At 29.8% G+C, this 24,709-nt stretch carries 19 protein-coding genes; 13 read left to right on the forward strand and 6 right to left on the reverse strand.

Annotated elements, in window-relative coordinates:
- Window positions 1-37: 37 nt before the first annotated feature.
- Window positions 38-907, reverse strand: coding sequence for a hypothetical protein (locus LXD69_RS16740; protein ID WP_246916208.1), 870 nt, complete (start codon window positions 905-907; stop codon window positions 38-40).
- Window positions 908-986: 79 nt separating this feature from the next.
- Between LXD69_RS16740 and LXD69_RS16745 the strand changes: the two genes are divergently transcribed.
- On the forward strand, window positions 987-1,982 hold the full coding sequence (locus tag LXD69_RS16745) for a glycosyltransferase family 2 protein (protein WP_246916209.1): 996 nt from the start codon (window positions 987-989) through the stop codon (window positions 1,980-1,982).
- Between the two features lie 2 nt (window positions 1,983-1,984).
- Here LXD69_RS16745 and LXD69_RS16750 read toward each other — a convergent pair whose 3' ends face one another.
- Window positions 1,985-2,953, reverse strand: a complete 969-nt coding sequence (locus LXD69_RS16750; protein ID WP_246916210.1) for a glycosyltransferase — start codon at window positions 2,951-2,953, stop codon at window positions 1,985-1,987.
- A gap of 147 nt (window positions 2,954-3,100) precedes the next feature.
- Here LXD69_RS16750 and LXD69_RS16755 point away from each other — a divergent pair, with 147 nt between their 5' ends.
- From LXD69_RS16755 to LXD69_RS16780, 6 genes are all read left to right on the forward strand, one after another.
- Entirely contained in the window at window positions 3,101-4,279 is a 1,179-nt protein-coding gene (locus tag LXD69_RS16755) for a glycosyltransferase (protein ID WP_246916211.1), read from the forward strand.
- 3 nt (window positions 4,280-4,282) lie between these two features.
- Window positions 4,283-5,359 (forward strand): DegT/DnrJ/EryC1/StrS family aminotransferase, encoded by a 1,077-nt coding sequence (locus LXD69_RS16760; RefSeq protein ID WP_246916212.1) that lies wholly within the window; start codon window positions 4,283-4,285, stop codon window positions 5,357-5,359.
- On the forward strand, window positions 5,353-6,000 hold the full coding sequence (locus tag LXD69_RS16765) for an acetyltransferase (protein ID WP_246916213.1): 648 nt from the start codon (window positions 5,353-5,355) through the stop codon (window positions 5,998-6,000). The genes LXD69_RS16760 and LXD69_RS16765 overlap by 7 nt, the downstream gene beginning before the upstream one ends.
- A gap of 2 nt (window positions 6,001-6,002) precedes the next feature.
- Complete coding sequence (locus LXD69_RS16770) at window positions 6,003-6,575, forward strand: L-threonylcarbamoyladenylate synthase (RefSeq protein ID WP_246916214.1); 573 nt, start codon at window positions 6,003-6,005, stop codon at window positions 6,573-6,575.
- Between the two features lie 76 nt (window positions 6,576-6,651).
- Window positions 6,652-8,067, forward strand: a complete 1,416-nt coding sequence (locus LXD69_RS16775) for a CCA tRNA nucleotidyltransferase (protein ID WP_246916215.1) — start codon at window positions 6,652-6,654, stop codon at window positions 8,065-8,067.
- Window positions 8,068-8,132: 65 nt separating this feature from the next.
- Window positions 8,133-9,152 (forward strand): COX15/CtaA family protein, encoded by a 1,020-nt coding sequence (locus tag LXD69_RS16780; RefSeq protein WP_246916216.1) that lies wholly within the window; start codon window positions 8,133-8,135, stop codon window positions 9,150-9,152.
- Between the two features lie 13 nt (window positions 9,153-9,165).
- Here the strand turns inward: LXD69_RS16780 and LXD69_RS16785 are convergent, their stop codons facing one another.
- Window positions 9,166-10,479 carry a retropepsin-like aspartic protease gene (locus tag LXD69_RS16785; RefSeq protein ID WP_246916217.1) on the reverse strand — a complete coding sequence of 438 codons (1,314 nt, stop codon included), beginning with the start codon at window positions 10,477-10,479 and terminating at the stop codon, window positions 9,166-9,168.
- A 129-nt stretch (window positions 10,480-10,608) separates the two neighbouring features.
- On the opposite strand from LXD69_RS16785, the gene LXD69_RS16790 reads away from it, so the two are divergent.
- Entirely contained in the window at window positions 10,609-11,802 is a 1,194-nt protein-coding gene (locus LXD69_RS16790; RefSeq protein ID WP_045966444.1) for a pyridoxal phosphate-dependent aminotransferase, read from the forward strand.
- Between the two features lie 93 nt (window positions 11,803-11,895).
- Here LXD69_RS16790 and LXD69_RS16795 read toward each other — a convergent pair whose 3' ends face one another.
- The gene (locus tag LXD69_RS16795; protein ID WP_246916218.1) at window positions 11,896-18,309 is read right to left on the reverse strand and encodes a T9SS type B sorting domain-containing protein; all 6,414 of its coding nucleotides are present in this window, start codon (window positions 18,307-18,309) and stop codon (window positions 11,896-11,898) included.
- Window positions 18,310-18,314: 5 nt separating this feature from the next.
- Window positions 18,315-18,716 carry a hypothetical protein gene (locus tag LXD69_RS16800; protein WP_246916219.1) on the reverse strand — a complete coding sequence of 134 codons (402 nt, stop codon included), beginning with the start codon at window positions 18,714-18,716 and terminating at the stop codon, window positions 18,315-18,317.
- 164 nt (window positions 18,717-18,880) lie between these two features.
- Here LXD69_RS16800 and folE point away from each other — a divergent pair, with 164 nt between their 5' ends.
- The 4 genes from folE to lgt all read left to right on the forward strand — a co-directional run bounded on the left by folE (window position 18,881) and on the right by lgt (window position 22,468).
- Complete coding sequence (gene folE, locus LXD69_RS16805; RefSeq protein ID WP_045966438.1) at window positions 18,881-19,552, forward strand: GTP cyclohydrolase I FolE; 672 nt, start codon at window positions 18,881-18,883, stop codon at window positions 19,550-19,552.
- An 89-nt stretch (window positions 19,553-19,641) separates the two neighbouring features.
- On the forward strand, window positions 19,642-21,138 hold the full coding sequence (gene cysS, locus LXD69_RS16810) for a cysteine--tRNA ligase (protein ID WP_246916220.1): 1,497 nt from the start codon (window positions 19,642-19,644) through the stop codon (window positions 21,136-21,138).
- Between the two features lie 27 nt (window positions 21,139-21,165).
- Window positions 21,166-21,396: a membrane protein insertion efficiency factor YidD gene (gene yidD / locus LXD69_RS16815; RefSeq protein ID WP_045966434.1), complete on the forward strand. Its 231-nt coding sequence runs from the start codon at window positions 21,166-21,168 to the stop codon at window positions 21,394-21,396.
- 148 nt (window positions 21,397-21,544) lie between these two features.
- A complete protein-coding gene (gene lgt, locus LXD69_RS16820) occupies window positions 21,545-22,468 on the forward strand; it encodes a prolipoprotein diacylglyceryl transferase (protein ID WP_045966432.1) in 924 nt (307 codons plus the stop codon).
- A gap of 61 nt (window positions 22,469-22,529) precedes the next feature.
- On the opposite strand, the gene LXD69_RS16825 is transcribed toward lgt, so the two are convergent.
- Window positions 22,530-23,555 (reverse strand): threonine aldolase family protein, encoded by a 1,026-nt coding sequence (locus LXD69_RS16825; RefSeq protein WP_045966429.1) that lies wholly within the window; start codon window positions 23,553-23,555, stop codon window positions 22,530-22,532.
- A 48-nt stretch (window positions 23,556-23,603) separates the two neighbouring features.
- Here LXD69_RS16825 and prfB point away from each other — a divergent pair.
- Window positions 23,604-24,702, forward strand: a protein-coding gene (gene prfB / locus LXD69_RS16830; protein ID WP_152640664.1) for a peptide chain release factor 2 whose coding sequence is annotated in 2 segments (ribosomal slippage) — window positions 23,604-23,666 and window positions 23,668-24,702 — 1,098 coding nt in all. Because the reading frame shifts where the segments join, the coding sequence is not laid out codon by codon here.
- The last annotated feature ends 7 nt before the right edge of the window (window positions 24,703-24,709 follow it).

A 24,709-nucleotide genomic window follows, 5' to 3' on the forward strand; every position in this document is an offset into this window, starting at 1 on the left:
AATAAAAGCTTTTTTTATTGTCAAATCTAAAACTCGACTATTTGCTTTTTTTGAACAAAAATTTAAACCACTGCCCAAAGTTCTTTTTTATTAAAAACCAACTACTTATTTTCATTGATTTATCATTTTTGAAGTTTGTTAAAATTTCATCAAGTGAATTTCCTGGCATAAATTTTAATGTTTTCCAATGCATTGGTTCTAGATAGAAGAAGCCTTCATGCTCATGATAATTGGTTTCATTAACTGCATCCCATTTTTTCATAAAACTATCTTTATCAATATCTGAATTGTGTCCCCAATTGTCTAGTTTTTTTATTAAGTCTTCTCGCTCTCTTGATAAACAATCATGCAAAGCAATCGATGAAACATAAATAGAACGACATTTCCCGTGACGACCTACTTTATAGTTAGGTTTATTTGTTGCCACCATAAATTTATCAAACTTATCTACATATAAGACACCACCTTTTACATTCTTATATTGATTAATTTTGAAGCAACATATTTGTATGTGTTCTTTACTCGTAAGAAAATGATTATTTGCTTTTAAATATTCTACAAATGATTTGAAATCAAAAAAATATTCATCAGAATCTAATTGAATTAGCCAATTTCCAATTCCCATTTTTTCTGCTAAAAGTTTTCTCTCTCTTATCTCACATTCCATTGTAGAAAAGCCTTCTACATAAAAACTTTCTTCATAAATATGAATTTTGTTCTTTACATCAAATTCTTTAATCCATTGAAAAAAACTATCATCAATATGAATATCTGAGCCATTCCAAGTCTTCCTATTTTTATCAATTGCTAAAAATATTTCATCTGAATTATCATAAATTGGGGGAATTGCAAATTTTAATAATTCATAATCATAAGATACTAGGAATCCTACTTGAATTTTGTTCATGTTTTTTTTTACAAATATAAGGTTAAAATTTTCTTAATAAAATCTTACATTTGTCCTTCTACTCAAAAAAAAAAATAGCATGAAGAAATTAACTGTAATAATGCCTGTTTATAATGGTGAATTATATATTGAAGAAGCCATTAATAGTCTACAAAATCAGACATTTAGTGATTTCGACTTAATTATATTAAATGATAATTCATCAGATAGTACTGTTTCTATAATTGAAAAAATAAAAGCTAATGACGATCGTATTATTTTAATTAATAAAACAAAAAATGAAGGACCTGCTAATTTAAGAAATGAAGGAATTGATATAGCACAAACTGAATATATTGCATTATTAGATGCTGATGATATTGCTTTACCAACACGTTTTGAAAAACAAATAAATGTTTTAGATAATAATCCTAAAATAGGGTTATGCGGAACTTGGTTTACCATTTTTGGTGATAAAAAAGAAAAAATTTTAAAACATTCTGAAAAACATGAAAATTTAAAAGTTCAATTTTTACACAGTTGCGGATTAGGAAATTCAACTGTAATGTTTCGAAAAACAATGATAGGGAATTTACGTTTTGAACATCAATATGTTCCAGCGGAAGATTATGGTTTATGGAGTGAATTTATTGCTAAATCTGAATTTTACAATATTCCTGAATCTTTAGTACGATATCGTTGGCATTCAGGAAATATTAGTCAAACTAAAGAAGAAAACTTGAGAATCGCAGAAGTGGCAATTAAAAAAAGACAATTAGAACAATTAGAAATTTCTTCTCAGGACGAAAATAGCATCTATTATGTGAATGCTGTTTCATTAAAAAGGAAACAATCAGCGGAAGATATTATAAAAACGATAAAAGCTTCTAAAGTTTTAAAACAAAAAAATGAAAAATTAAATATTTACAATCATACGATTTTTTGCAAACATATTGATAGAATGATTATTAGAACTATTCGTAATTCTAAAGAGTATAATTTAGCCTTTTATAAATTCATCAAAAATGAATCAGATTATTTTAATAAAATTAAAACATTAGATAAAGTTATTTTTTATTTGAAATGTGTTTTTTAAGATTATCCTTTTTTATTGAGAAATCTATATTGAAATATCCTTTTATAATACTTAAATTTAACTGATAAACTTGCATTTGAAAAAAAACTATTAATTAATTTTTCTTGATTTTGATCTATATTTCCTCCATTGTATTTCATTTTTAAGGCTTCAAATGCTGCACTTCTTTTTAAAGTTTTTAAAGTTTTTTCTATATTTTTTGTCTTACTTTTAGTTACAATATTATACATCTCATTAATATTTAACCAAGATGAATATCTTTGAAAATATAATGATTTCATTGAATAAACCCCTCCTTCATGTATTCTATAAACCGAACTCTTAAAATTAAGAAATGCTCCATCTCCTTTATTTAATAAAATCATGTAGAGTGAATTATCTTTGAAGTATTCTAATCTTGATAATATTGACATATCTAATGCATCTTTCTTAAATACAACTGTTAATGTCAATGTACAATAAGGATTAAAAAGATTATCAAAATCTATTGTAGTAACATCTAATTTAAAATTAAATTTATTTTCTCTATAATTTGTTCCATTAAAGTTTAAATAGTCAGTCCAACAAACCACATAATTAGAATTATTTTCTAAAAAATCAACTTGTTTTTGAAGTTTATATTCATCAGACCAATAGTCATCACCTTCACATAGAGCAATATATTTTCCTTTACATTTTGGGAAAGTATATTCTGCCCAAATATTAATATTTTTAGAATATTTATTATCACTTTGAAATATTGCTTTTATTATTTGAGGATACTTTTCTTGATATTCCTTTATAATCAAAGGAGTTCTATCTGTTGAAGCATCATCATGAATAACTATTTCGAAAGGGAAATCAGTTTTTTGATTTAAAAAACTTTCAATAGTTTCACTTATATAATTTTCGTGATTATAACTGTGACAAACTATAGATAATATAGTATTATTCTTCTCATTTATAACTTTATCATTCTTATCTTTGTCCAATATGTCTTTTTTTAATTAGATTTATGTTGTAAATTTAATTTAAATTAATTACAAAATCAAAGGCATAAAAATGAAGTTTGTTTTTAAATAAAACATACTTCTTAAAATAGTCATTTACATATTACTCATTTTTAAAAAATTATAGCTGTGAATCAAAAGAAAAATATTTTAATGATATGCTCTTGGCTAAATATAGAAAAGAACATTGGATCTTTTTTTTGGGAACAAGCAAATTTAGTCGAAGATGATTTTAACATAAAGATATGTAACTTTAAAGAAAAAAGAATAAAGTTGAAAAAACTTTATAAAGCTTTTAAAGTTAATAAAATAAAACAATTAAAAACACCAAATGGTATTGAATCTTATGAAATAGAATATCTGAAATTTGATTTTCTATCTGAAAAATTTAACACTATACTTTTAACAAAAAAAATAATTAGTTTTAACAAATATCTTATTAAAAAAGGGTTCAATATTGATCTAATTCATGCTCAAAGTCTTTTCAATGCAGGAATAGAAGCATATTATTTTAATAAAACATTTAATATCCCATTTATATTTACTGAACATAATCAATTTACTCTTAAAAACAAGAGAAAAAAAGAAATAAAGGTGTTAAATAAAATTTTTGAATTACCTTTTCCCAAATTAGTTGTTAGTCATGATAAAATAAGACAGTTTGCCGCTAATGGCATTTTTTCAAACTTTGAAGTTGTAGGAAATTATGTCAATGAAAGCTTATTTTACTATGATTCAACAATTAAAAAAAACGAATCATTTACAATAATAACTATTGGAGCATATGATGCTTTAAAAGACCAGAAAACATTGCTTCTAGCACTAGACAAAATAGATCAATTAACAACAGAAACTATAATTTTTAATTGGATTGGTTACAATGGATGGGGACAAGATAAAGAATATGATGTAAAACAATTAATAAGTGAATTCAATTATAAGAATATAGTAATTAATTTGACACCTTCTCTTTCACGAGAAAAAATATCGGTTGAATTAAACAAAGCTGATTTGTTCTTATTTTCAAGTATTTCTGAAGGAATGCCTGTATCTGTTTTAGAAGCTCTTGCATGTGGATTGCCAGTTTGCTCTACAAGGTGTGGAGGTGTTGATGAAATTATATCTAAAGAAAATGGTCATATTGTTCAGATTAAAGATTATGAAGAAATGGCAGATTTTTCATTAAGAGTAATCAATAAAAATATCATATATGATAAAAAGACTATTTCTAAATCAATTTTAAAAACATTTGGAAAAGAGAGTTTTGCTAAAAAAATAAAAAAAACATATTCAACAGTAATAAATTAAAAAATGGTTAACGTTACAAAAACTTTTTTACCTCCATTAGAAGAATATCAAAATCTTTTAAAAAAAATTTGGGAAAACGAATGGCTTACTAATAGAGGACAATTTACTTTAGAATTAGAAGAAAAATTAAAAATTTATTTAGGCCTTGATAATATCCTAATTACAAATAATGGTACTATACCTTTACAGATTGCTTTAAAGTTATTAGGAAATAATGGAGAAATAATTACGACTCCTTTTTCTTATGTCGCTACAACTTCTTCTATCATTTGGGAAAATTGTAAACCTATTTTTGTAGACATTAATGAAGATTTTTTAACTATAGATGAAACCAAAATTGAAAATGCGATAACTCCAAATACTACTGCAATTTTGGCAACTCATGTTTTTGGCAATCCTTGTCATATTGAAGAAATTGAAAAAATTGCTAAAAAACATAAACTATATATAATTTATGATGCCGCTCATTGCTTTGGAGTTAAATATAAAAATCAATCTATATTTAAGTACGGAACTATTAGCACATGCAGTTTTCATGCAACAAAAATTTTCCATACAGGAGAAGGTGGTGCAATTATATCCAATGATAAAGAATTAACTAAAAAAATATACTATAGTCATAATTTTGGTCATGATGGACCCCTAAATTTTCATGGACTAGGGATAAACGCTAAGATATCAGAACTTCAGTCTGCAATGGGAATCACTGTACTAAATCATATAGACACTATTTTAAAAAAAAGAAAAGAAGTTGTTGATTATTACAATACTAATTTAAATCTCAATAAACTTAAAATCATAAAAATTAGAGAAAATACTGAATGGAATTATAGTTATTATCCTATAATTTTAAGCTCAGAAAATAAACTTCTTGAAGTTCAAAAAGAATTAAATATTCATAATATTTTTCCTCGAAGATATTTTTACCCTTCATTAAATACAATAAAATATGTTAATGGAGAAAAAATGCCAATTTCTGAATCGATATCATCTAGAGTACTTTGTTTACCTTTATACGCTGGGATTGATAGTTCCGATTTAAAAAAAATAGTATCTATAGTAAATAAAACAATATGTTAATCATTGGAGCTAAAGGTTTTGCAAAAGAAGTTTTGGAAATTTTCAAACAAAAAAACAATCTTGATAATTTAGCTTTTTATGATGATATTAATACTGATATCTGTGATTTATTATTTAACCAATTTCCTGTTTTAAAAGACGAAAACAATGTTAAACTTCGTTTTAAAAAAGGAAACAACGAATTTACTATTGGTATAGGAAATCCGATATTAAGAAAAAAACTTTTTGACAAGTTTACTCTATTTGGAGGAAAATTTGTTTCTACTATAAGCCCGTTAGCAACCATTGGAAGTTTTGATGTAGAAATTGGAGAAGGGTCAAACATATTGTCTAATGCCACATTATCAAATTCTTCTAAAATTGGTATGGGAACTATTGTCTATTATAATGTTGTAATTACACACGACTGTGTTGTGGGTAATTTTGTTGAATTATCTCCAAACGCACTTTTATTAGGACATACTAAAATTGGAGATTTTTCAAAAATAGGTGCTGGTGCAATAATTTTACCTAAAGTAAAAATTGGAAAAAATGTAACCATTGGTGCAGGATCAGTTGTCACCAAAAACATTCCAGACAATGCTGTTGTAGTAGGTGTACCTGGAAAAATTATAAAATATTCAGAAGTATTAAATTTTTAACAATGAATCAAGCTATAAGTACTGAAATTCACAACGCATTTGAGATTATCAAAGAAGGAGGCATTATTCTTTATCCTACAGACACTGTTTGGGGAATAGGTTGTGATGCTACAAATGAAGAAGCAATTAAAAAGATTTATGCTTTAAAGAAAAGAGAAGAAAGTAAAAGTATGATTGTTTTGGTTAATGGTGAAAGGATGATGCATCAGGTGTTCAACGAAATTCCAGAAGTAGCTTGGCAAATCTTAGATTTTGCAGAAAAACCCACTACTTTAATTTTAGATAAACCAAAAAATGTTGCAAAAAATATCATTGCAGAAGACAACTCTTTAGCTGTTAGAATGGTTACTGAACCTTTTTGTTTTAAGCTAATGGAACGAATGAAAAGACCTTTAGTTTCAACATCTGCAAACGTTTCTGGAATGTTTACTCCAAAATCTTTTAAAGAAATAACTCCAGAAATTTTAAAAGGTGTTGACTATGTAGTAAATTTGCATCACGAAAAAATTTGCAGCAATCCATCAACCATTATTAAACTCACATTAGATAGTCAGGTTAAAGTGATTCGTAAATAATTTTGTTTAAAGTTTAACTGTTTAATGTCATTCTTAACATTACATATTAATACTTAAAAACCTTTAAGCCTAAAAAATGAATTACAAACAGAATTTAGATCATAAAATATTTAAAATAGTATCTCAAGCAGCTAAAGAGCTAAACTTAGAATGTTATGTAATTGGCGGTTTTGTTCGTGATCTTTTATTAAATCGTAATCACAAAAAAGATATTGATATTGTAGCTGTTGGAAGTGGAATTGAATTAGCTTTAAAAGTTTCTGAATTAATCCCAAATCAACCAAAAGTTCAAGTTTTTAAAAACTATGGAACTGCAATGCTACGATTTAATGATATGGATATTGAATTTGTTGGAGCTAGAAAAGAATCATATACTTATGATAGTCGAAATCCAATAGTTGAGAATGGAACTCTAAAAGATGATCAGGAAAGACGTGATTTTACCATAAATGCTTTAGCATTATCATTAAATGAAGAAACTTTTGGAACTTTAATTGATCCCTTTAATGGAGTTACTGATTTACATAACAAAATAATTCGTACTCCTCTAGATTCTGATATTACATATTCCGATGATCCTTTAAGAATGTTACGTGCAATACGCTTTGCTAGTCAATTACATTTCGAGATTGAAATAAAATCACTTCAAGCGATCTCTAGAAATAAGGAAAGAATTAATATTATTTCTGGTGAGCGAATTGTGGATGAATTAAATAAAATTCTTTTATCCGAAAAACCTTCAATAGGCTTTTTATTACTATATGAAACTGGACTTTTAGATATTCTTTTACCTGAATTAACTGCTTTAAATCAAGTAGAAGAAATTGAAGGTCATACCCATAAAAATAATTTTTATCATTCATTGGAAGTCGTTGATAATATTTGTCCAAATACAGATGACGTTTGGTTGAGATGGGCTGCTCTTTTACATGATATTGGTAAAGCGCCAACAAAAAAATTCAATAAAAAACAAGGCTGGACTTTCCACGGACATGAATTTTTAGGAGGAAAAATGGTTAAGAAAATATTTGAACGTTTACACATGCCATTAAATCAAAAGATGAAGTTTGTTCAAAAAATGGTAACTATGAGTTCACGTCCAATTGTTTTAGCTCAAGATATCGTTACTGATTCAGCTGTTCGTCGTTTAGTATTTGATGCTGGTGAAGAAGTAGAAAATTTGATGACTTTGTGTGAAGCAGATATCACCACTAAAAATCCCAAAAAGTTTAATAAATATCATCATAATTTTAAAATAGTTCGTCAAAAAATTGTAGAAGTTGAAGAGCGTGATCATGTACGTAATTTTCAGCCACCTATTTCAGGAGAAGAGATAATGGAGTTATTTGGATTAAAGCCTTGTAGAGAGATTGGAACACTTAAGGAAGCTGTAAAAGAAGCTATCTTAGAAGGTGAAATTCCAAATGAATATGAAGCTGCTTTAGCTTTTATTTTAAAGAGAGCTGAAAAAATGGGATTACAAAAAGTTTAACTTAATATTATTTCCAAGATTACTCTTTAGTCGTTATTTTTGTAAAATTGAAAAAAAATCATCAGATGAAAAACAATAGATCTGTTATTATTTGGCTTTTAAGTGGTTGTTTATTGCTTTTTATCATGGTTATGGTTGGAGGAATAACACGTTTAACCAATTCAGGTTTATCTATGACTGATTGGCATTTGATAACAGATACTTTTCCTCCATTAAGTGAAGAAAAATGGGAGAATGCATTTGAAGAGTATAAAAAATTTCCAGAATATCAAAAGATAAATATTCACAAAGATTTTACACTTTCAGATTATAAATTCATTTATTTTTGGGAATGGTTCCATCGCTTTATTGGTAGAATTATTGGGCTTGTATTTATTATACCTTTTATCTATTTCTTAATTAAGAAAAAACTAGATAAACAAACTATACGAAAATGTATTGTTCTCTTATTTATGGGTGGATTTCAAGGCTTCTTAGGTTGGTTTATGGTTAAAAGTGGTTTAATTAATAATCCAGATGTAAGTCATTTTCGCTTGGCTTTACATTTAACATTTGCTTTCATCACGTTTGCCTATACATTATGGGTTGCTTTAGATTTAATATATCCTGAAAAAAATTCAATTATTAAGCCTTTACGTAAAATCGCAAGATTTGCTTTATTATTTTTAATCATTCAAATTATATATGGTGGTTTTGTTGCTGGTTTAAATGCTGGTTTAATCCATAACCATTGGCCTCTAATGAGTGACGGACAATTTTTTCATGAAAGTATTACTTTAGAACAACCAACGCTTATAAAATCTTTCCTTGAAGGAAAAAGTGGCATTCAATTTATACATAGAACTTTTGCTTATGTAGTCGTCTTCATAATGTGTTTTTTATTTTTTAAGAGCAAAAAATACAATTTAAACAAGCTTCAATCAAAAGGAATAAATAGTATAATGATCATTGTTTTTATACAATTTGCTTTAGGAGTTTTAACTCTTCTTTACCATGTACCATTATGGTTAGGGCTAGCTCATCAATTAGTTGCATTTATATTATTATCGGCAATGACATTTACATTGCATCGTCTTTCAAAATAATTATTGTATAGAGTTATAAGATTTTTTGAAGTTTAAATCGAACATCTATAACCTTTTCATCTCTTTCAATTTGCATCTTTATCGTTTTTCCATCTTCTGATTGAAATAGATTTGTTATTTTTTGAATTGTATAATTATATGCTTTTTTACCATTTATTGATAAAATCATATCCCCTACTTTTAAACCTGCAATAGCTGCTGGTGAATTTTCCCTTATAGAGTATATCTGGAAAATAGGTTTTAATTCAAATTTATATTTAAATTCATAAGAGCTCTCATAAATCAATTCTTTAGAATTAGCCCCTGTTTTATTAAATCTTAATTTTTCAGACACCCAAGTAACACCTCCATGTTGCACTTCAATACCTGACATATTATAATTAAATGGAACTTTAAAATATTTATTTTTTGTAAAATAGAAAATTTTATTTCTATAATCAAGAAACCAATTAAACCGCTTAATAATTTCACCACCTAAAGAACCATTTCTTCCTTTCACAACATCTAATTGACTAAAAGACAATCTATCTGGATATGAAACTAATGCATCATTTAATTTAAAATCATTTAATTCAAGTGTTTCCACCCTAGATTTCTTTCCTCTTATGTCTCCTCCTAACCCTCTTCCCAAAATATCTATTATAAACCTCTGATTGCATTTTATGCTATCATTTTCAAACAACCATAATCCATCTCCTAACCCTGTATCCATTAATAATTTAATATTAAACGATTCTATTTCATTAATATCTAATGTAATTTCTAAATATGGTTTATTGCCTATTAATTTAATTTCCTTATTTTCATATTTTCTTGCCTTCTTTAATATTATTTTTTCTGCGTTCTTATGTAGAATAATTTTTTCCGTTTGATAATTAATTTCAACTAAATAGTCTTTAAAAAAAGAAGAGCCTATAATACCATTAATAGGTATTCCCAATTTATTTACCAAATTAATATTTTGATCTGTAACAAGTAAAATTTCAAAATTATTATCTAAATAATCTCTAACTTTAAACTTATTATTACTTGAAATAATTGCTTCTAATACTTCTCCATTTCCTAATCCATTTATTTTAACTTTTCTTGTCTCATAAAATAATATACTGTCATTTTCTGGAAAACTGAATAATAAACTTTTATCAGAGCCTGTATCTAAAAGCATATTTAACTTAGTATCATTTACTTCCACCTCCATAATAATCAAATTATGAGTCAACTCAAAAGGAATTACTATTTTATCCCTTTTAGATAACCATTTTGATTGACCAAACATAGTGATACATAAAAAAAAAGTAAAAATAACGCTTTGTAATTTTTTCTTCATGAGAAAATTATTTTATTCTTAAATGTAAGAAAATTATCGAAATGTATATTATTCTTTAACATTTTAAAATAAAAAATACATCATATTTTGAGAAAAAAAATGCAATTTTGCATATCAAAATAAAACACAATGCCAAAAATATCTCAGAAAGGCTTACAAATGCCTGAATCTCCTATTAGGAAATTGGTTCCTTATGCAGAAATTGCAAAGAAAAAAGGACATAATGTATATCATTTAAATATTGGTCAACCAGACATTAAGACTCCTAAAGTTGCTCTTGATGCAGTAAAAAATGCTAATATAGAAGTTTTAGAATACAGTCATTCTGCTGGTTTTGAAAGTTATAGAAAGAAGCTTTCTGAATACTATAAAAATCAAAATTTACCAATTGACACTCAAGACATTATTATAACAACTGGTGGATCGGAAGCTCTACTTTTCGCTCTTGGTAGTACAATGGATTCTAATGATGAAGTTATAATTCCTGAACCATTCTATGCAAATTATAATGGTTTTGCAGTCTCTTCTGGTGTAAAAGTTGTCCCTGTAATTTCTAATATTGAAACAGGATTTGCTCTTCCTCCTATTGAAGATTTTGAAAAACTTATAACACCAAATACAAAAGCTATTTTAATTTGTAATCCTGGAAATCCAACAGGATATCTATATTCCGAAGAAGAAATTAATCAATTAGCAGAGATAGTCAAAAAGCATGATCTATTTTTAATTGCTGATGAAGTGTATAGAGAGTTTACTTATGACGGTTACAAACATCATTCTATTATGAATGTTAATGGTCTTGAAAATCATGCTATAATGATTGATTCTGTTTCAAAACGTTTTAGTATGTGTGGTGCAAGAATTGGCTGTATTGTATCTAAAAATAAAGAAGTAATGGCTGCTGCAATGAAATTTGCACAAGCTAGATTAAGTCCCCCTACTTATGCACAAATTGCAAGTGAAGCAGCATTAGACACTCCACAAAGTTATTTTGATGAAGTTATAACTGAATATAAAGAGCGTAGAGATATTTTAATTTCTGAATTAGAAAAAATTGAAGGTGTACAAGTAGCTACGCCAAAAGGTGCTTTTTATTGTATTGCTAAATTACCTATCTCAAATGCTAATGATTTTGCTCAATGGCTTTTAGAAACTTATGATTTAAATGGAGAGACTGTTATGGTTGCTCCTGCTGCAGGTTTTTATTCTTCTCCTAATGTTGGTTTAGATGAAGTTAGAATTGCGTACGTTTTGAAAAAAGAAGATTTAATCCGTTCTGTACAAATCCTTAAAGAAGCATTATTAGCTTATAAAAATAAATAATATTATCTAACAACTAAAAAACAATTAGATGATAAAAAAAATAGCCTCACAAATTGTGAGGCTATTTTTTTTATCATCTAATATTAAAGAGAATTATCGTTTTAATGAAAAATGCGCTTTAAATATTTTACTTTGTTGATTTTCTTCATATTCTACAGTAAACCAATAATCTGTTGATGGTAATTGTGCACCATTTAAAGTACCGTCCCATCCTGCTCCTGAAGGGCTAATTTGCTTAATCAATTTACCATATCGATCAAAGATATAAAGTTTTGTATTAGGTTGATCTTGCAATCCTATGATATTCCAATTATCATTATATCCATCTCCATTTGGAGTGAAAAATTTAGGATAATCGATAACTAAAATAGTCTTTTCAAGATAAGTACATCCTTTTTCATCTACTACCGTTAAAGTATGTTCTCCTGCACTTACACCTGTAAAAACATTTGATTCTTGAAGATCTTGATCATCTATTTGATATAAGAAACTTCCATTTCCATCAATAACATTTATAGTTACTGTTGCATTATCTGTAAAAGCATTAGTCACAGTATATGTAAAATCAGTTGCATTATTAATTTCAATAACATTTATAGTATTAGATACATTTGAACAACCTGTATTCAAGTTTTGAACTTCTACATAATAATTACCTGCTAATTCTGCTGCATATGTACTTTGATTTGCTCCAGTTATTAACCCTCCATTATAATACCAATTAAAATCATAATCTGATGTATTTGGTATACCTGAATCCAGTAAATGATTTTGGAATACTAACCCTGTAGACAATTCAACACAGATTGATCCATCTAATAATGCTGGTTGCGGTAATGGATTTACTACTTGAGTATATTCTCTTGGTACTCCTAAACAATCTCCTAATTTTGGAGTAAAAGTATAAACCGCTGTTCCTGCAATTAAACCTGTTGTAGTTAATACATGATCTATTAAATATGTATTAGATGTTGATACTCCACTAGTAATTCCACCTTCTACAGCTACTCCATTTAAAACAACACTCCACTCATATACTACATTAGTATTTCCTGATGATACAGTAACATTTGGTGTTTCTCCACTACAAATATCATTGATTGAACCTGAAAAAGTTAAATCATCTACAGGAATTGGATTAACTGTTACTGTAATATCAATAACCGTTCCTGAACAAATTCCTAATGTAGGTGTTACATGATACACTACTGTTGATGGTGTTAAATTCGCAGTAGTCAAAGTATCTGTTATCATTGTACCTGATCCATTACTTAATCCTGATACTGATCCACCAGAAATAACTTCTGAAGTCCAAGTAAAAGTTGCTGTTGGATATTCATCTGAATACAATTCTATCTGCGTAGTTTCTCCTGAACATATTGAGTCATCTACAATAGTATAGTCTACAGAAGGAATCGGATTGATTCTAACAGTAAACGTTTGTGTTTGACCAATACAATCTGCAACACCATAAGTTGTAACCACTAAATCTACTGGTTGAGTTTGACCTGCTAATAAGGTTATATTTTGATTTAAAACTATAGGTCCAACTCCATTTCCTGATATTACTTCATTTATTCCCTGAGAAGAAGCAGTCCAATATATTGTTGCTCCTACTACATCTGAAGTAATTGTTACATCCATAGCTTGACCTTCACAAATCTCAGGTGTATTATTAACAATAGTTACTGTAGGGGCAATAGTTACATTTAAAACACCACTATCTGATGCTTGTGGTGCACAACCTCCTGTAGTAGTTATACTATAATTATATGTTCCTGAAACTGTTGGTGTTCCATTAATTGTTACAAGATTCGTTGTAGAATCATAACTATAAACAACACCTGCTGGTAATCCACTAACTGAAACTCCTGTTGCTGTTCCTGAAACTTGATACACTATCGAAGTAATAGCAAAATTTTCACAAACAGTTTGGTCTTCAGTTGATATATCTGAATTTAATGATAATGTTGTTGCTGGAAGAATTGTTACTGTCTCTGTAAGATTTAAAACTTGACTACATCCTGTAACAACATCAGTAATTGAAGTTAAAGTAATCGTTTGATCTATTGTAGCTCCTGTAACAACCACTGTTGCTGTTCCTGAACCATTTAATATAACTGGACTAGCTGGTAATCCTACAACTCCTGTATAACTAACCTGAGCTCCTGGAGTACCTGTTATAGTAAAAATAGCATCTGTATTAGAACATATAGAATCATTACCCTCCAATGAAATTAATTGAGGTGTAACATTAATCGTTACTGTAAAACTATTCTCATCTGTACAATTTGGAGTAGTTCCTGTTTCTGCATAAATATATAACGTTTGAGTCGTTGTTATTGCATCACCTGCTGATAACATTGTTCCTAATCCTCCTGTTCCTGTATAATAATTCCCAACTGTTAATGCTGGTAATACATAACTATCACATGCTGTTACATCTGATGGTGAATCTGCTACTGGTGTAGCATTAATCGTTACTACAAAACTATTCTCATCGGTACAATTTGGAGTAGTTCCTGTTTCTACATAAACATATACTGTCTGAGTCGTTGTAATAACATCACCTGCTGATAACATTGTTCCTGATCCTCCTGTTCCTGTATAATAATTCCCAACTGTTAATGCTGGTAATACATAACTATCACATGCTGTTACATCTGATGGTGAATCTGCTACTGGTGTAGTATTAATCGTTACTACAAAACTATTCTCGTCTGTACAGTTTGGAGTAGTTCCTGTCTCTGCATAAATATATAACGTTTGAGTCGTTGTTATTGCATCACCTGCTGATAACATTGTTCCTGATCCTCCTGTTCCTGTATAATAATTCCCAACTGTTAATGCTGGTAATACATAACTATCACATGCTGTTACATCTGATGGTGAATCTGCTACTGGTGTAGCATTAATCGTTACTACAAAACTATTCTCGTCTGTACAGTTTGGAGTAGTTCCTGTTTCTGCATAAACATATACTGTCTGAGTCGTTGTTATTGCATCACCTGCTGATAACATTGTTCCTGATCCTCCTGTTCCTGTATAATAATTCCCAACTGTTAATGCTGGCAATACATAACTATCACACGCTGTTACATCTGATGGCGAATCTGCTACTGGTGTAGCATTAATCGTTACTACAAAACTATTCTCGTCTGTACAGTTTGGAGTTCCTCCTGTCTCTGCATAAACATATAACGTTTGAGTCGTTGTTATTGCATCACCTGCTGATAACATTGTTCCTGATCCTCCTGTTCCTGTATAATAATTCCCAACTGTTAATGCTGGTAATACATAACTATCACATGCTGTTACATCTGATGGTGAATCTGCTACTGGTGAACCAATCGTCACTGTAAAACTATTCTCATCGGTACAATTTGGAGTCGTTCCTGTTTCTGCATAAACATATAACGTTTGAGTCGTTGTAATAACATCACCTGCTGATAACATTGTTCCTGATCCTCCTGTTCCTGTATAATAATTCCCAACTGTTAATGCTGGTAATACATAATCATTACATTCTGTTACATCTGATGGCGAATCTGCTACTGGTGTAGCATTAATCGTTACTACAAAACTATTCTCGTCTGTACAGTTTGGAGTTCCTCCTGTCTCTGCATAAACATATAACGTTTGAGTCGTTGTTATTGCATCACCTGCTGATAACATTGTTCCTGATCCTCCTGTTCCTGTATAATAATTCCCAACTGTTAATGCTGGCAATACATAACTATCACATGCTGTTACATCTGATGGTGAATCTGCTACTGGTGAACCAATCGTCACTGTAAAACTATTCTCATCGGTACAATTTGGAGTCGTTCCTGTTTCTGCATAAACATATAACGTTTGAGTCGTTGTAATAACGTCACCTGCTGATAACATTGTTCCTGATCCTCCTGTTCCTGTATAATAATTCCCAACTGTTAATGCTGGTAATACATAATCATTACATTCTGTTACATCTGATGGCGAATCTGCTACTGGTGTAGCATTAATCGTTACTACAAAACTATTCTCATCGGTACAATTTGGAGTCGTTCCTGTTTCTGCATAAACATATACTGTCTGAGTCGTTGTTATTGCATCACCTGCTGATAACATTGTTCCTGATCCTCCTGTTCCTGTATAATAATTCCCAACTGTTAATGCTGGTAATACATAACTATCACACGCTGTTACATCTGATGGTGAATCTGCTACTGGTGTAGTGTTAATTGTTACTACAAAACTATTCTCATCTGTACAGTTTGGAGTAGTTCCTGTTTCTGCATAAACATATAACGTTTGAGTCGTTGTTATTGTATCACCTGCTGATAACATTGTTCCTGACCCTCCTGTTCCTATATAATAATTCCCAACTGTTAATGCTGGTAATACATAACTATCACACGCTGTTACATCTGATGGTGAATCTGCTACTGGTAATGGATTAACAACTAAATTAAACGTTGTTGTGTAATAAACAGATGGATCTGCAATACTTTCCATTCTAACATAAATCACCTGATTTGTGCCATTAAATGCTGAAAATGGAGATGCTAAATCTGTATTATTATCAGCTCCCGACTGTGTTGTATGATAAGTAATCGTATAATCTGAAGCGGGGTTTATTCCTAAAACCGTAGCGTCTTGGCTTGTTAAATCAAAAATTTCAAAACCATCGTTACTAACATCGTCACACGCAAACATATCATCAGGTTGATTTGCTCCACAAGGAACGGTAACTAAATTAAACTCTGTAAATGCTGGACATGATAATGCAAAATTTTCTACTCGAACATAAATAATTGTAGGTGGTGACGAATCTACATAAGCAGAAGGAAGCTGAGGAAAACCTGCAACAGCATCTGCTGCACTAGCAAAAAAGTAAACATCATAATCTAATGGATCTAAAGACCCTAAAATTTCAGGAATATGAGAATTCAAATCAAAATTTTCATCACAACTCTCTAAGTCTGGTACATCTTCAACTATTGCAGGTGCATCTAAAACTTCTATACATTTTACATTTGTTGAAACACATCCAAAATTATTTACTACTGTATATGTATAGCAATATGTCCCTGGAGTATCTGATTCTACAGTTATTGTATTTCCATTGATATTTGTTATAGTTGGATCGGGAGTCCATGAAACAGAAGATGAAGATGGAGTAAATGATAAATTTGAAGGAGCAAGTGCTGGATCAAAATCAATATTCCAAGAAAAAATATACCCATTATCAACTGCTAAATTATCTGTAACCTTTATTGTCCAAACTCCATTTAATGGACTGCCTAATAAGGGAGCAAAACCTCCACTTGGAAGATACGTACCTGGAGCAATCGCATTACCTGTTGTAACAGCAACTGTAGGTCCATTTACTAAAGTAGTGGCTCCTGACATTGCAAAACAATAATTAAACCCAATTCCTGGATTCACTGATCCATCATCTAGCGCATCTCCTAAATACGTAATACCTCCTCCTGGATATGTATGTAATACTGCTATTTGACCGTTAGGGCTTATTATTTCAATTCCTAAATCACCTAGATACGAATGTTCAATGTTCATACAAATACCCGCAATTTGATTAACATCCGTTAATGTTGAAGATGATGGAAAACAATCTACAACAATTGATGTTGTATAAGATACTCCGCTTCCATCTGGCAAGAAAGTTTGCCCACTTACAGGTGGGGCACAATCATAAGTAAATGTATTATAGCTCACATTTGCTGTTATATCCAAAGGAACATCTTTACATGTTTCATCAGATATAGAATAAAACGAAATTTGTGGATCGTCAGAGACTTGTATGATTTGATTTATAAAATTTGCATTTCTACAATCTAAAGGATCATTAACTACTAAGTTAACACGGTACACACCAGGTGTTCCAAATACATGACTAACATTTTGTCCTGTAGCAGTAGTCCCATCATCAAAATCCCAAGTATAAACAGCTCCAGCACTAGATGTAGAAAACGTTGCTGAACCTGAAAAATCAACAGATTGCCCTGCACAAATTTTAATAATATTATCTGTATCTGCCGTAGGTGTTGTACTATCTAAATTAGCAACAATATTTTGACATGGAGTCACACAAGAAATACCTGCACTCCATCCAGATGCTGTAGTTACCGCATCTGATGTAAATACAAAAGTTATACATCCAGAAGTATTCGTTCCTGTAGGCTGTATAACAGTTGGTAAATCTGTACCTGTAAGCTCCATTAGAAGAGGTGCTGCGGTTGAATCTCCATCATAAACATAAAGGAAATCCACATTTTCTTCCAGATTAAAACTTGTAAAAACAAATCTAATAATACTACCAGCAGTTGATGGACAGAATGTCTTTGTAAAAGTTGAATTATTAGAGTAATCCCCTGTATTTCCTCCTGAATCAAAAAATGTTCCAGCACAAGTATTAACTGGAGCATTTGACATATTATAATTTTGAGAAAAACAAAAAAGAGAACTAAAAAACAATAATATATATGTAATTTTAATTTTCATAAGAATCAATTTTGTGAGTTAATAACTATTAGCCAATCTGTTTTATCAATTCTATACACAATAGTTCTTGAAGAGAAAAATTTCAAATTATATTTAAAAATATTAAAGGTATTAATATCAAAAGTAGAATCTCTTTTTAATGATTTATTGAACTTATCAAAAAGTTTAGCTTTAGATAATAATACAAATTTTTCACCCTTTTCTCTTGGAGTTTGTACAAACTGTATTCTTTCAATTAGTTTATTAACACTCTTTTTTCTATGAATATTATTTAAATATTCACTTTCGTAATGATTAGCGTATACTTCTTTAAGCATCTCTTGATTAAAATAATCTTTATAATAAATCTTCTCTTGCGCCATAGCAGAAAGACTTAAAATAAAAATAAAAACTAAATATTTTTTCATTATTTGTAATTATATTGTTAATTTATAATAGCTAGTGACAAATTTAACAAAATATTAATTCTACGCTAATATTTTTCTAATAATTATTATTATTCCTTTTATTTTAACATAATTAATTATCTTTGCACTTCAAAAAAATTACATATAATTCATATCAATTATAAATGATTAACACAGATAATTTTCAAGACGAAATAGGAGAAAACCACATTGCAACAAATGCAGAAACTCCTCTAAGAGAAGATGCTTTCAACCTAACTGATGATGAAAAAATCGAAAGCATAAAAAAAGATGTAGAAAACATCTTGACAACACTTGGTATGGATCTTACAGATGATAGTTTAAAAGGAACACCAAATAGAGTTGCAAAAATGTTTGTAAAAGAAATTTTTGGTGGATTAAACCCAAATAAAAAACCAAGTTCTTCAACATTTGACAATAAATATAAATACAACGAAATGCTTGTTGAAAAAAACATTGTTGTTTATTCAACTTGTGAACATCATTTATTACCAATAGTAGGTAGAGCTCACGTTGCTTATATTTCAAACGGCACTGTTGTAGGACTTTCTAAAATGAATAGAATTGTTGACTATTTTGCAAAAAGACCTCAAGTACAAGAACGCCTAACTATCCAAATTGTTCAAGAATTACAAAGAGTATTAGGTACAGAAGATGTAGCGTGTGTTATTGATGCAAAACATCTATGTGTAAATTCTAGAGGAATTAAAGATATTGAAAGTAGTACTGTAACTGCTGAATTTGGCGGAAAATTTAAAGAAGACAAAACAAGAAGAGAATTTTTAGATTATATTAAATTAGATACACAATTTTAAAATTTTCTTATAAAGCGATTAACTTCCCTTTTTTATAAATTATACTTAAAGTAAAAACGTGTAAAATTTCAGAACAAACAATAAACAATATGCAATTATATAAAAACCAAAGCCTAAAAATTTACAACACCTCTACTGGTGAAAAAGAAACTTTCAAACCTATCCATGAAGGACATATAGGAATGTACGTTTGTGGGCCTACAGTTTATAGTAATGTACATCTTGGTAATGTGAGAACTTTTATGAGTTTTGATGTTATCTACAGATACCTTAAGCATATTGGTTATCAAGTTCGATATGTAAGAAACATAACAGACGCAGGACACTTAACTGATGATGGCAATGTTGATAATGATCGTTTTGTAAAACAATCGCGACTTGAAAAGTTAGAACCTATGGAAGTGGTTCAGAAATATACTGTAGATTTCCATAATGTTTTAAATCTTTTCAATTTTCTTCCTCCAAATATAGAACCTACTGCAACAGGACATATCATAGAACAGATTGAATTAATTGAAAAATTAGTTAATACTGGTTTTGCTTATGAAAGTAAAGGTTCTGTTTATTTTGACGTTTTAGAATACAATAAAAGAGGTTTAAATTATGGAGAATTAAGCAATCGTAATATAGAAGAGCTATTTTCAAATACACGTGATTTAGACGGACAAAGTGAAAAGAAAAACCCACAAGATTTTGCGTTGTGGAAAAATGCTTCTCCTGCACATATCATGAGATGGAACTCTCCTTGGGGAGAAGGATTCCCTGGTTGGCATTTAGAATGTACAGCAATGAGTACAAAATATCTAGGCGAAAAATTTGATATACACGGAGGTGGAATGGATTTAAAATTTCCTCATCATGAATGTGAAGTCGCACAAGGAAAAGCATGCAACGGAGAATCTCCTGTTAATTATTGGATGCATACAAATATGCTTACTATGAATGGTTTGCGAATGAGCAAGTCTACAGGTAATTATATTTTACCAATGGAATTAATAGAAGGTAAGAATAATTTTTTTGAGAAAGCATTCAGCCCTAGTGTTGTTCGTTTTTCATTTTTACAAGCACATTATAGAAGTGTATTAGATATTTCTAATGCCGCAATGGTAGCAAGTGAAAAAGGATTTAATCGTTTTGTTGAAGGACTAAAAATAGCTAAATCATTAGAATCAAGTGATACTTCTTCATTAGACATTACAAAATGGAGAGAGAGTTGCTATGATGCAATGAACGATGATTTTAACACTCCTATATTATTAGCACAGCTATTTGAAGGTATCCGTTTTATTAATTTAGTTCACGATAAAAAAGAATCATTAACACAATCTGATATTGATTTACTAACCAATACTATTTATACCTTTTTAACTGATGTTTTAGGGATTAAAATAGAAGAAAATTACGATTCTAATACTTCTAACCTTAATTCAAAACTTGATGGTGTCGTAAATATGCTAATTGAAATGAGAAATGAAGCTAGAGCAAATAAAAATTGGGCTTTGTCAGATGAAATTCGAGACAAATTATTAGCACTAGGAATACAGTTAAAAGATGGCAAAGAAGGAACTGGATTCAGTGTTAATTAATACAATTTATAAGTAAAAAACACAAAACTGAAAAAAATATTCAAAACATTAGCTTTCCCTTTTATCCTCTTGGTTCGGTTTTACCAAGTGGCTATTTCTCCATATACACCTGCAACTTGTAGATTTGAACCAACTTGTTCACATTATACAATTGAAGCTTTACAAAAACATGGAATTTTCAAAGGTGGTTGGTTATCTATTAAAAGGATTTTAAGTTGCCATCCTTGGGGAAAAAGCGGTTATGATCCTGTTCCTTAAAGCAGGGCATTGAGTTAAACCTTATAAGTAATAATTCAAGAACATTAACCTTGAACCAATTTTTACTTTAATCTAAAAGTTTATTTTTTTTTAACATCTATACCAATAATAATAATTATTTTTAACCCTTAATACTAAAATCAATAATATGCAATACTCATTAAATATGGTTTGGAACCCATCAGAAGGAATAGATTTAGGATTTTTTATGGTTCGCTATTATAGTTTAATGTTTGTTGTTGCCTTTGGATTAGGATGGTATATCATGAAAAACATATACAAAAGAGAAGGTTTATCAATGGAAAAACTAGACAATCTTTTTGTATATACTGTAATTGCAACACTTGTAGGTGCGCGTTTAGGTCATGTTTTCTTTTACGATTGGGATTATTTTAAAGATCATAAATTAGAAATTCTTCTTCCTATAAAAGAAACTGCAAGCGGATGGGAATTTACTGGTTTTGCGGGTCTAGCTAGTCATGGTGCTGCAATTGCTATTATTTTAGTCATGTATTTCTATAGTAAAAAAGTAGTACAAAAACCAATTCTTTGGGTTTTAGATAGAGTTGTTATTCCAGTTGCAAGTGGTGCCATATTTGTTCGTTTAGGTAATTTTATGAATTCCGAAATTGTTGGAACTCAAACTTCTTCATCATTTGGAATTAAATTTATTAAAGATTGGTATTCTCCTAGAGAGGCTTTCGAAAAAACAGGTATTGGAAATGCTAAAGATGCTTACAAAGCTATTGAAACAAATCCTCAGTTTTCACAAGTATTAGCCGATGTTGTTCCTAAACATCCTGCACAATTATACGAAGCTTTTGGTTATGTTTTTGTATTTGCTATCTTATTTTATATGTATTGGAAAACAGATGCTAGAAACAAGCAAGGACTATTATTTGGAACTTTCTTAGTGCTTCTTTGGACTGTACGATTCTTAGTTGAATATGTAAAAGAAAGTCAGGGTGGATTTGAAAATGCTCTTGGTGTTTTCTCAACTGGGCAATGGTTAAGTATTCCTTTTGTAATAATAGGTTTATATTTTGTTTTTAAATCTTTAGTAAAAAAATAAAAAAGAGAGGCTACAAAAATTGTAGCCTCTCTTTTTTAAATATGTCGTTTCCTAAAATGTTTTAAGATTGCATTCTATTCAAAACATCTAAAACGTAATCATGCATAACACTTCTATAATCCATATGTGTTACCATTCTAAGTTTTCCTTGTCCCATTGAAGAAATCAAAATGCTTTTTTGTTTTAATTTTTCAATAAACTGCTTTTCATCAACTGTAGCATGTAATGTAAAAATAACAATATTAGTTTCTACTGGTTCTACCGATGCAATCCATGATTTAGAAGCTAAAACTTTACCTAATTCTTTTGCTCTTTGATGATCTTGAGCTAATCTTTCTATATTATTTTGCAAAGCATATAGTCCTGCTGCTGCTAAATATCCTGATTGTCTCATGTTTCCTCCAAATAATTTACGAATACGAATTGCTTTTTTAATATCGATTGCATTCCCCACTAAAACAGATCCTACTGGAGCTCCTAGTCCTTTAGATAAACATACCGAAATAGTATCAAATAGACTACCAAAATCTTTTGGTTGTTGTTGCTTTGCAACTAATGCATTCCATAAACGGGCTCCATCTAAATGATACTTTAGATTATGTTCAATACAAACTTGTTTAATTTTTTGCAATTCTTGAAATTCATAACAAGCTCCTCCCCCTTTATTGGTTGTATTTTCTAAGCTTACTAAACGAGTAGTTGGTGCATGATAAAATTCTGGATCATTAATTACGTTTTTAACTTGTTCTGCTGTTATTTTTCCTCTATCGCCATCTACTAAATGACAAGAAACACCACTATTTGCAGCTACTCCTCCTCCTTCATATAAAAAAATATGTGACCATTTATCACAAATTACCTCATCGCCTGGTTGTGTATGTAATTTTATAGCTGTTTGATTTGCCATTGTACCACTTGGAAAAAATAAAGCGGCTTCTTTGCCAAACATTTCAGCAGTGTAACGTTCTAATTCATTGACTGTTGGATCTTGTTTAAACACATCGTCTCCTACTTCTGCTTTAAACATTACATCAAGCATAGCGGGCGTTGGTTTTGTTACAGTATCACTAATTAAATTTATTTCCATAAAATCAAAAGGAATGTTCTATTTTTGTGTTGTAAAACTACAATATTTATGCTTAATACAGAACAAGTAAAAGATATTATTGATCGCCTTGGTGCGTTAAGGAGGTATCTTTGACATCGATAGAAAAACTATCGAAATAACAAACGAAGAAGAAAAAACGTTTGCTCCTGGTTTTTGGGACAATGCTAGAGAAGCTCAAATTATTGTTCGCGATATCCGTTCTAAAAAGAAATGGGTAGAAGATTACAATAAAGGACTTGAAATGGCAGAAGAGCTTCAAATTATGTTAGATTTCCTAAAAGATGGAGATGTTTCAGAAGAAGAAGTAGATGAATTGTATACTAAAACCATTGCTCATATTGAAGATATAGAGTTTAGAAACATGCTTTCTGACGAAGGTGACAGTATGAGTGCAGTATTACAGATTACTGCTGGTGCTGGTGGAACAGAAAGTTGTGACTGGGCTTCCATGTTAATGCGAATGTATTTAATGTGGGGTGAAAAACAAGGCTACAAAATTAAAGAATTGAATTTTCAAGAAGGAGATGTTGCCGGAATTAAAACCGTAACGCTTGAATTTGAAGGTGATTTTGCTTTTGGTTATTTAAAAGGTGAAAATGGTGTACATCGATTAGTACGTATTTCTCCTTTTGATAGCAATGCTAAGCGTCATACTTCTTTTGCTTCGGTTTATGTATATCCTTTAGTGGATGATACGATTGAAATTGAGATTAATCCTGCTGATATTGAGATTACTACTGCTCGTTCTAGCGGTGCTGGTGGTCAAAATGTAAATAAAGTGGAGACCAAAGTACAATTGGTTCATAAACCTACAGGTATTCAAATTCAATGTTCGGAAACCCGTTCGCAACATGATAATAGAAATCGTGCAATGCAAATGCTGAAATCCCAGTTGTATGAAATTGAATTAAAAAAGCAATTAGCGCAAAGAGCCGATATTGAAGCGAGTAAAATGAAAATTGAATGGGGTTCTCAAATTCGTAATTATGTGATGCAGCCTTATAAACTAGTCAAAGATGTTCGCACAGGTGCAGAAACTAGCGATGTGGATGCAGTTATGAATGGAGATATCGATAAATTCTTAAAAGCTTATCTAATGATGATGGGACAAAAAGAGGAAGAATAAGATTTAT

The organism is Flavobacterium sediminilitoris, from assembly GCF_023008245.1.
GTDB lineage: Bacteria > Bacteroidota > Bacteroidia > Flavobacteriales > Flavobacteriaceae > Flavobacterium > Flavobacterium sediminilitoris.

Excerpts from the sequence above, each read along its gene's own strand:
- LXD69_RS16740 (WP_246916208.1), bottom strand. The coding sequence starts at position 907 with ATGAACAAAATTCAAGTAGGATTCCTAGTATCTTATGATTATGAATTA.
- LXD69_RS16745 (WP_246916209.1), top strand. The coding sequence starts at position 987 with ATGAAGAAATTAACTGTAATAATGCCTGTTTATAATGGTGAATTATAT.
- LXD69_RS16760 (WP_246916212.1), top strand. The coding sequence starts at position 4,283 with ATGGTTAACGTTACAAAAACTTTTTTACCTCCATTAGAAGAATATCAA.
- LXD69_RS16765 (WP_246916213.1), top strand. The coding sequence starts at position 5,353 with ATGTTAATCATTGGAGCTAAAGGTTTTGCAAAAGAAGTTTTGGAAATT.
- LXD69_RS16770 (WP_246916214.1), top strand. The coding sequence starts at position 6,003 with ATGAATCAAGCTATAAGTACTGAAATTCACAACGCATTTGAGATTATC.
- LXD69_RS16775 (WP_246916215.1), top strand. The coding sequence starts at position 6,652 with ATGAATTACAAACAGAATTTAGATCATAAAATATTTAAAATAGTATCT.
- LXD69_RS16780 (WP_246916216.1), top strand. The coding sequence starts at position 8,133 with ATGAAAAACAATAGATCTGTTATTATTTGGCTTTTAAGTGGTTGTTTA.
- LXD69_RS16785 (WP_246916217.1), bottom strand. The coding sequence starts at position 10,479 with ATGAAGAAAAAATTACAAAGCGTTATTTTTACTTTTTTTTTATGTATC.
- LXD69_RS16790 (WP_045966444.1), top strand. The coding sequence starts at position 10,609 with ATGCCAAAAATATCTCAGAAAGGCTTACAAATGCCTGAATCTCCTATT.
- LXD69_RS16795 (WP_246916218.1), bottom strand. The coding sequence starts at position 18,309 with ATGAAAATTAAAATTACATATATATTATTGTTTTTTAGTTCTCTTTTT.
- LXD69_RS16800 (WP_246916219.1), bottom strand. The coding sequence starts at position 18,716 with ATGAAAAAATATTTAGTTTTTATTTTTATTTTAAGTCTTTCTGCTATG.
- folE (WP_045966438.1), top strand. The coding sequence starts at position 18,881 with ATGATTAACACAGATAATTTTCAAGACGAAATAGGAGAAAACCACATT.
- cysS (WP_246916220.1), top strand. The coding sequence starts at position 19,642 with ATGCAATTATATAAAAACCAAAGCCTAAAAATTTACAACACCTCTACT.
- lgt (WP_045966432.1), top strand. The coding sequence starts at position 21,545 with ATGCAATACTCATTAAATATGGTTTGGAACCCATCAGAAGGAATAGAT.
- LXD69_RS16825 (WP_045966429.1), bottom strand. The coding sequence starts at position 23,555 with ATGGAAATAAATTTAATTAGTGATACTGTAACAAAACCAACGCCCGCT.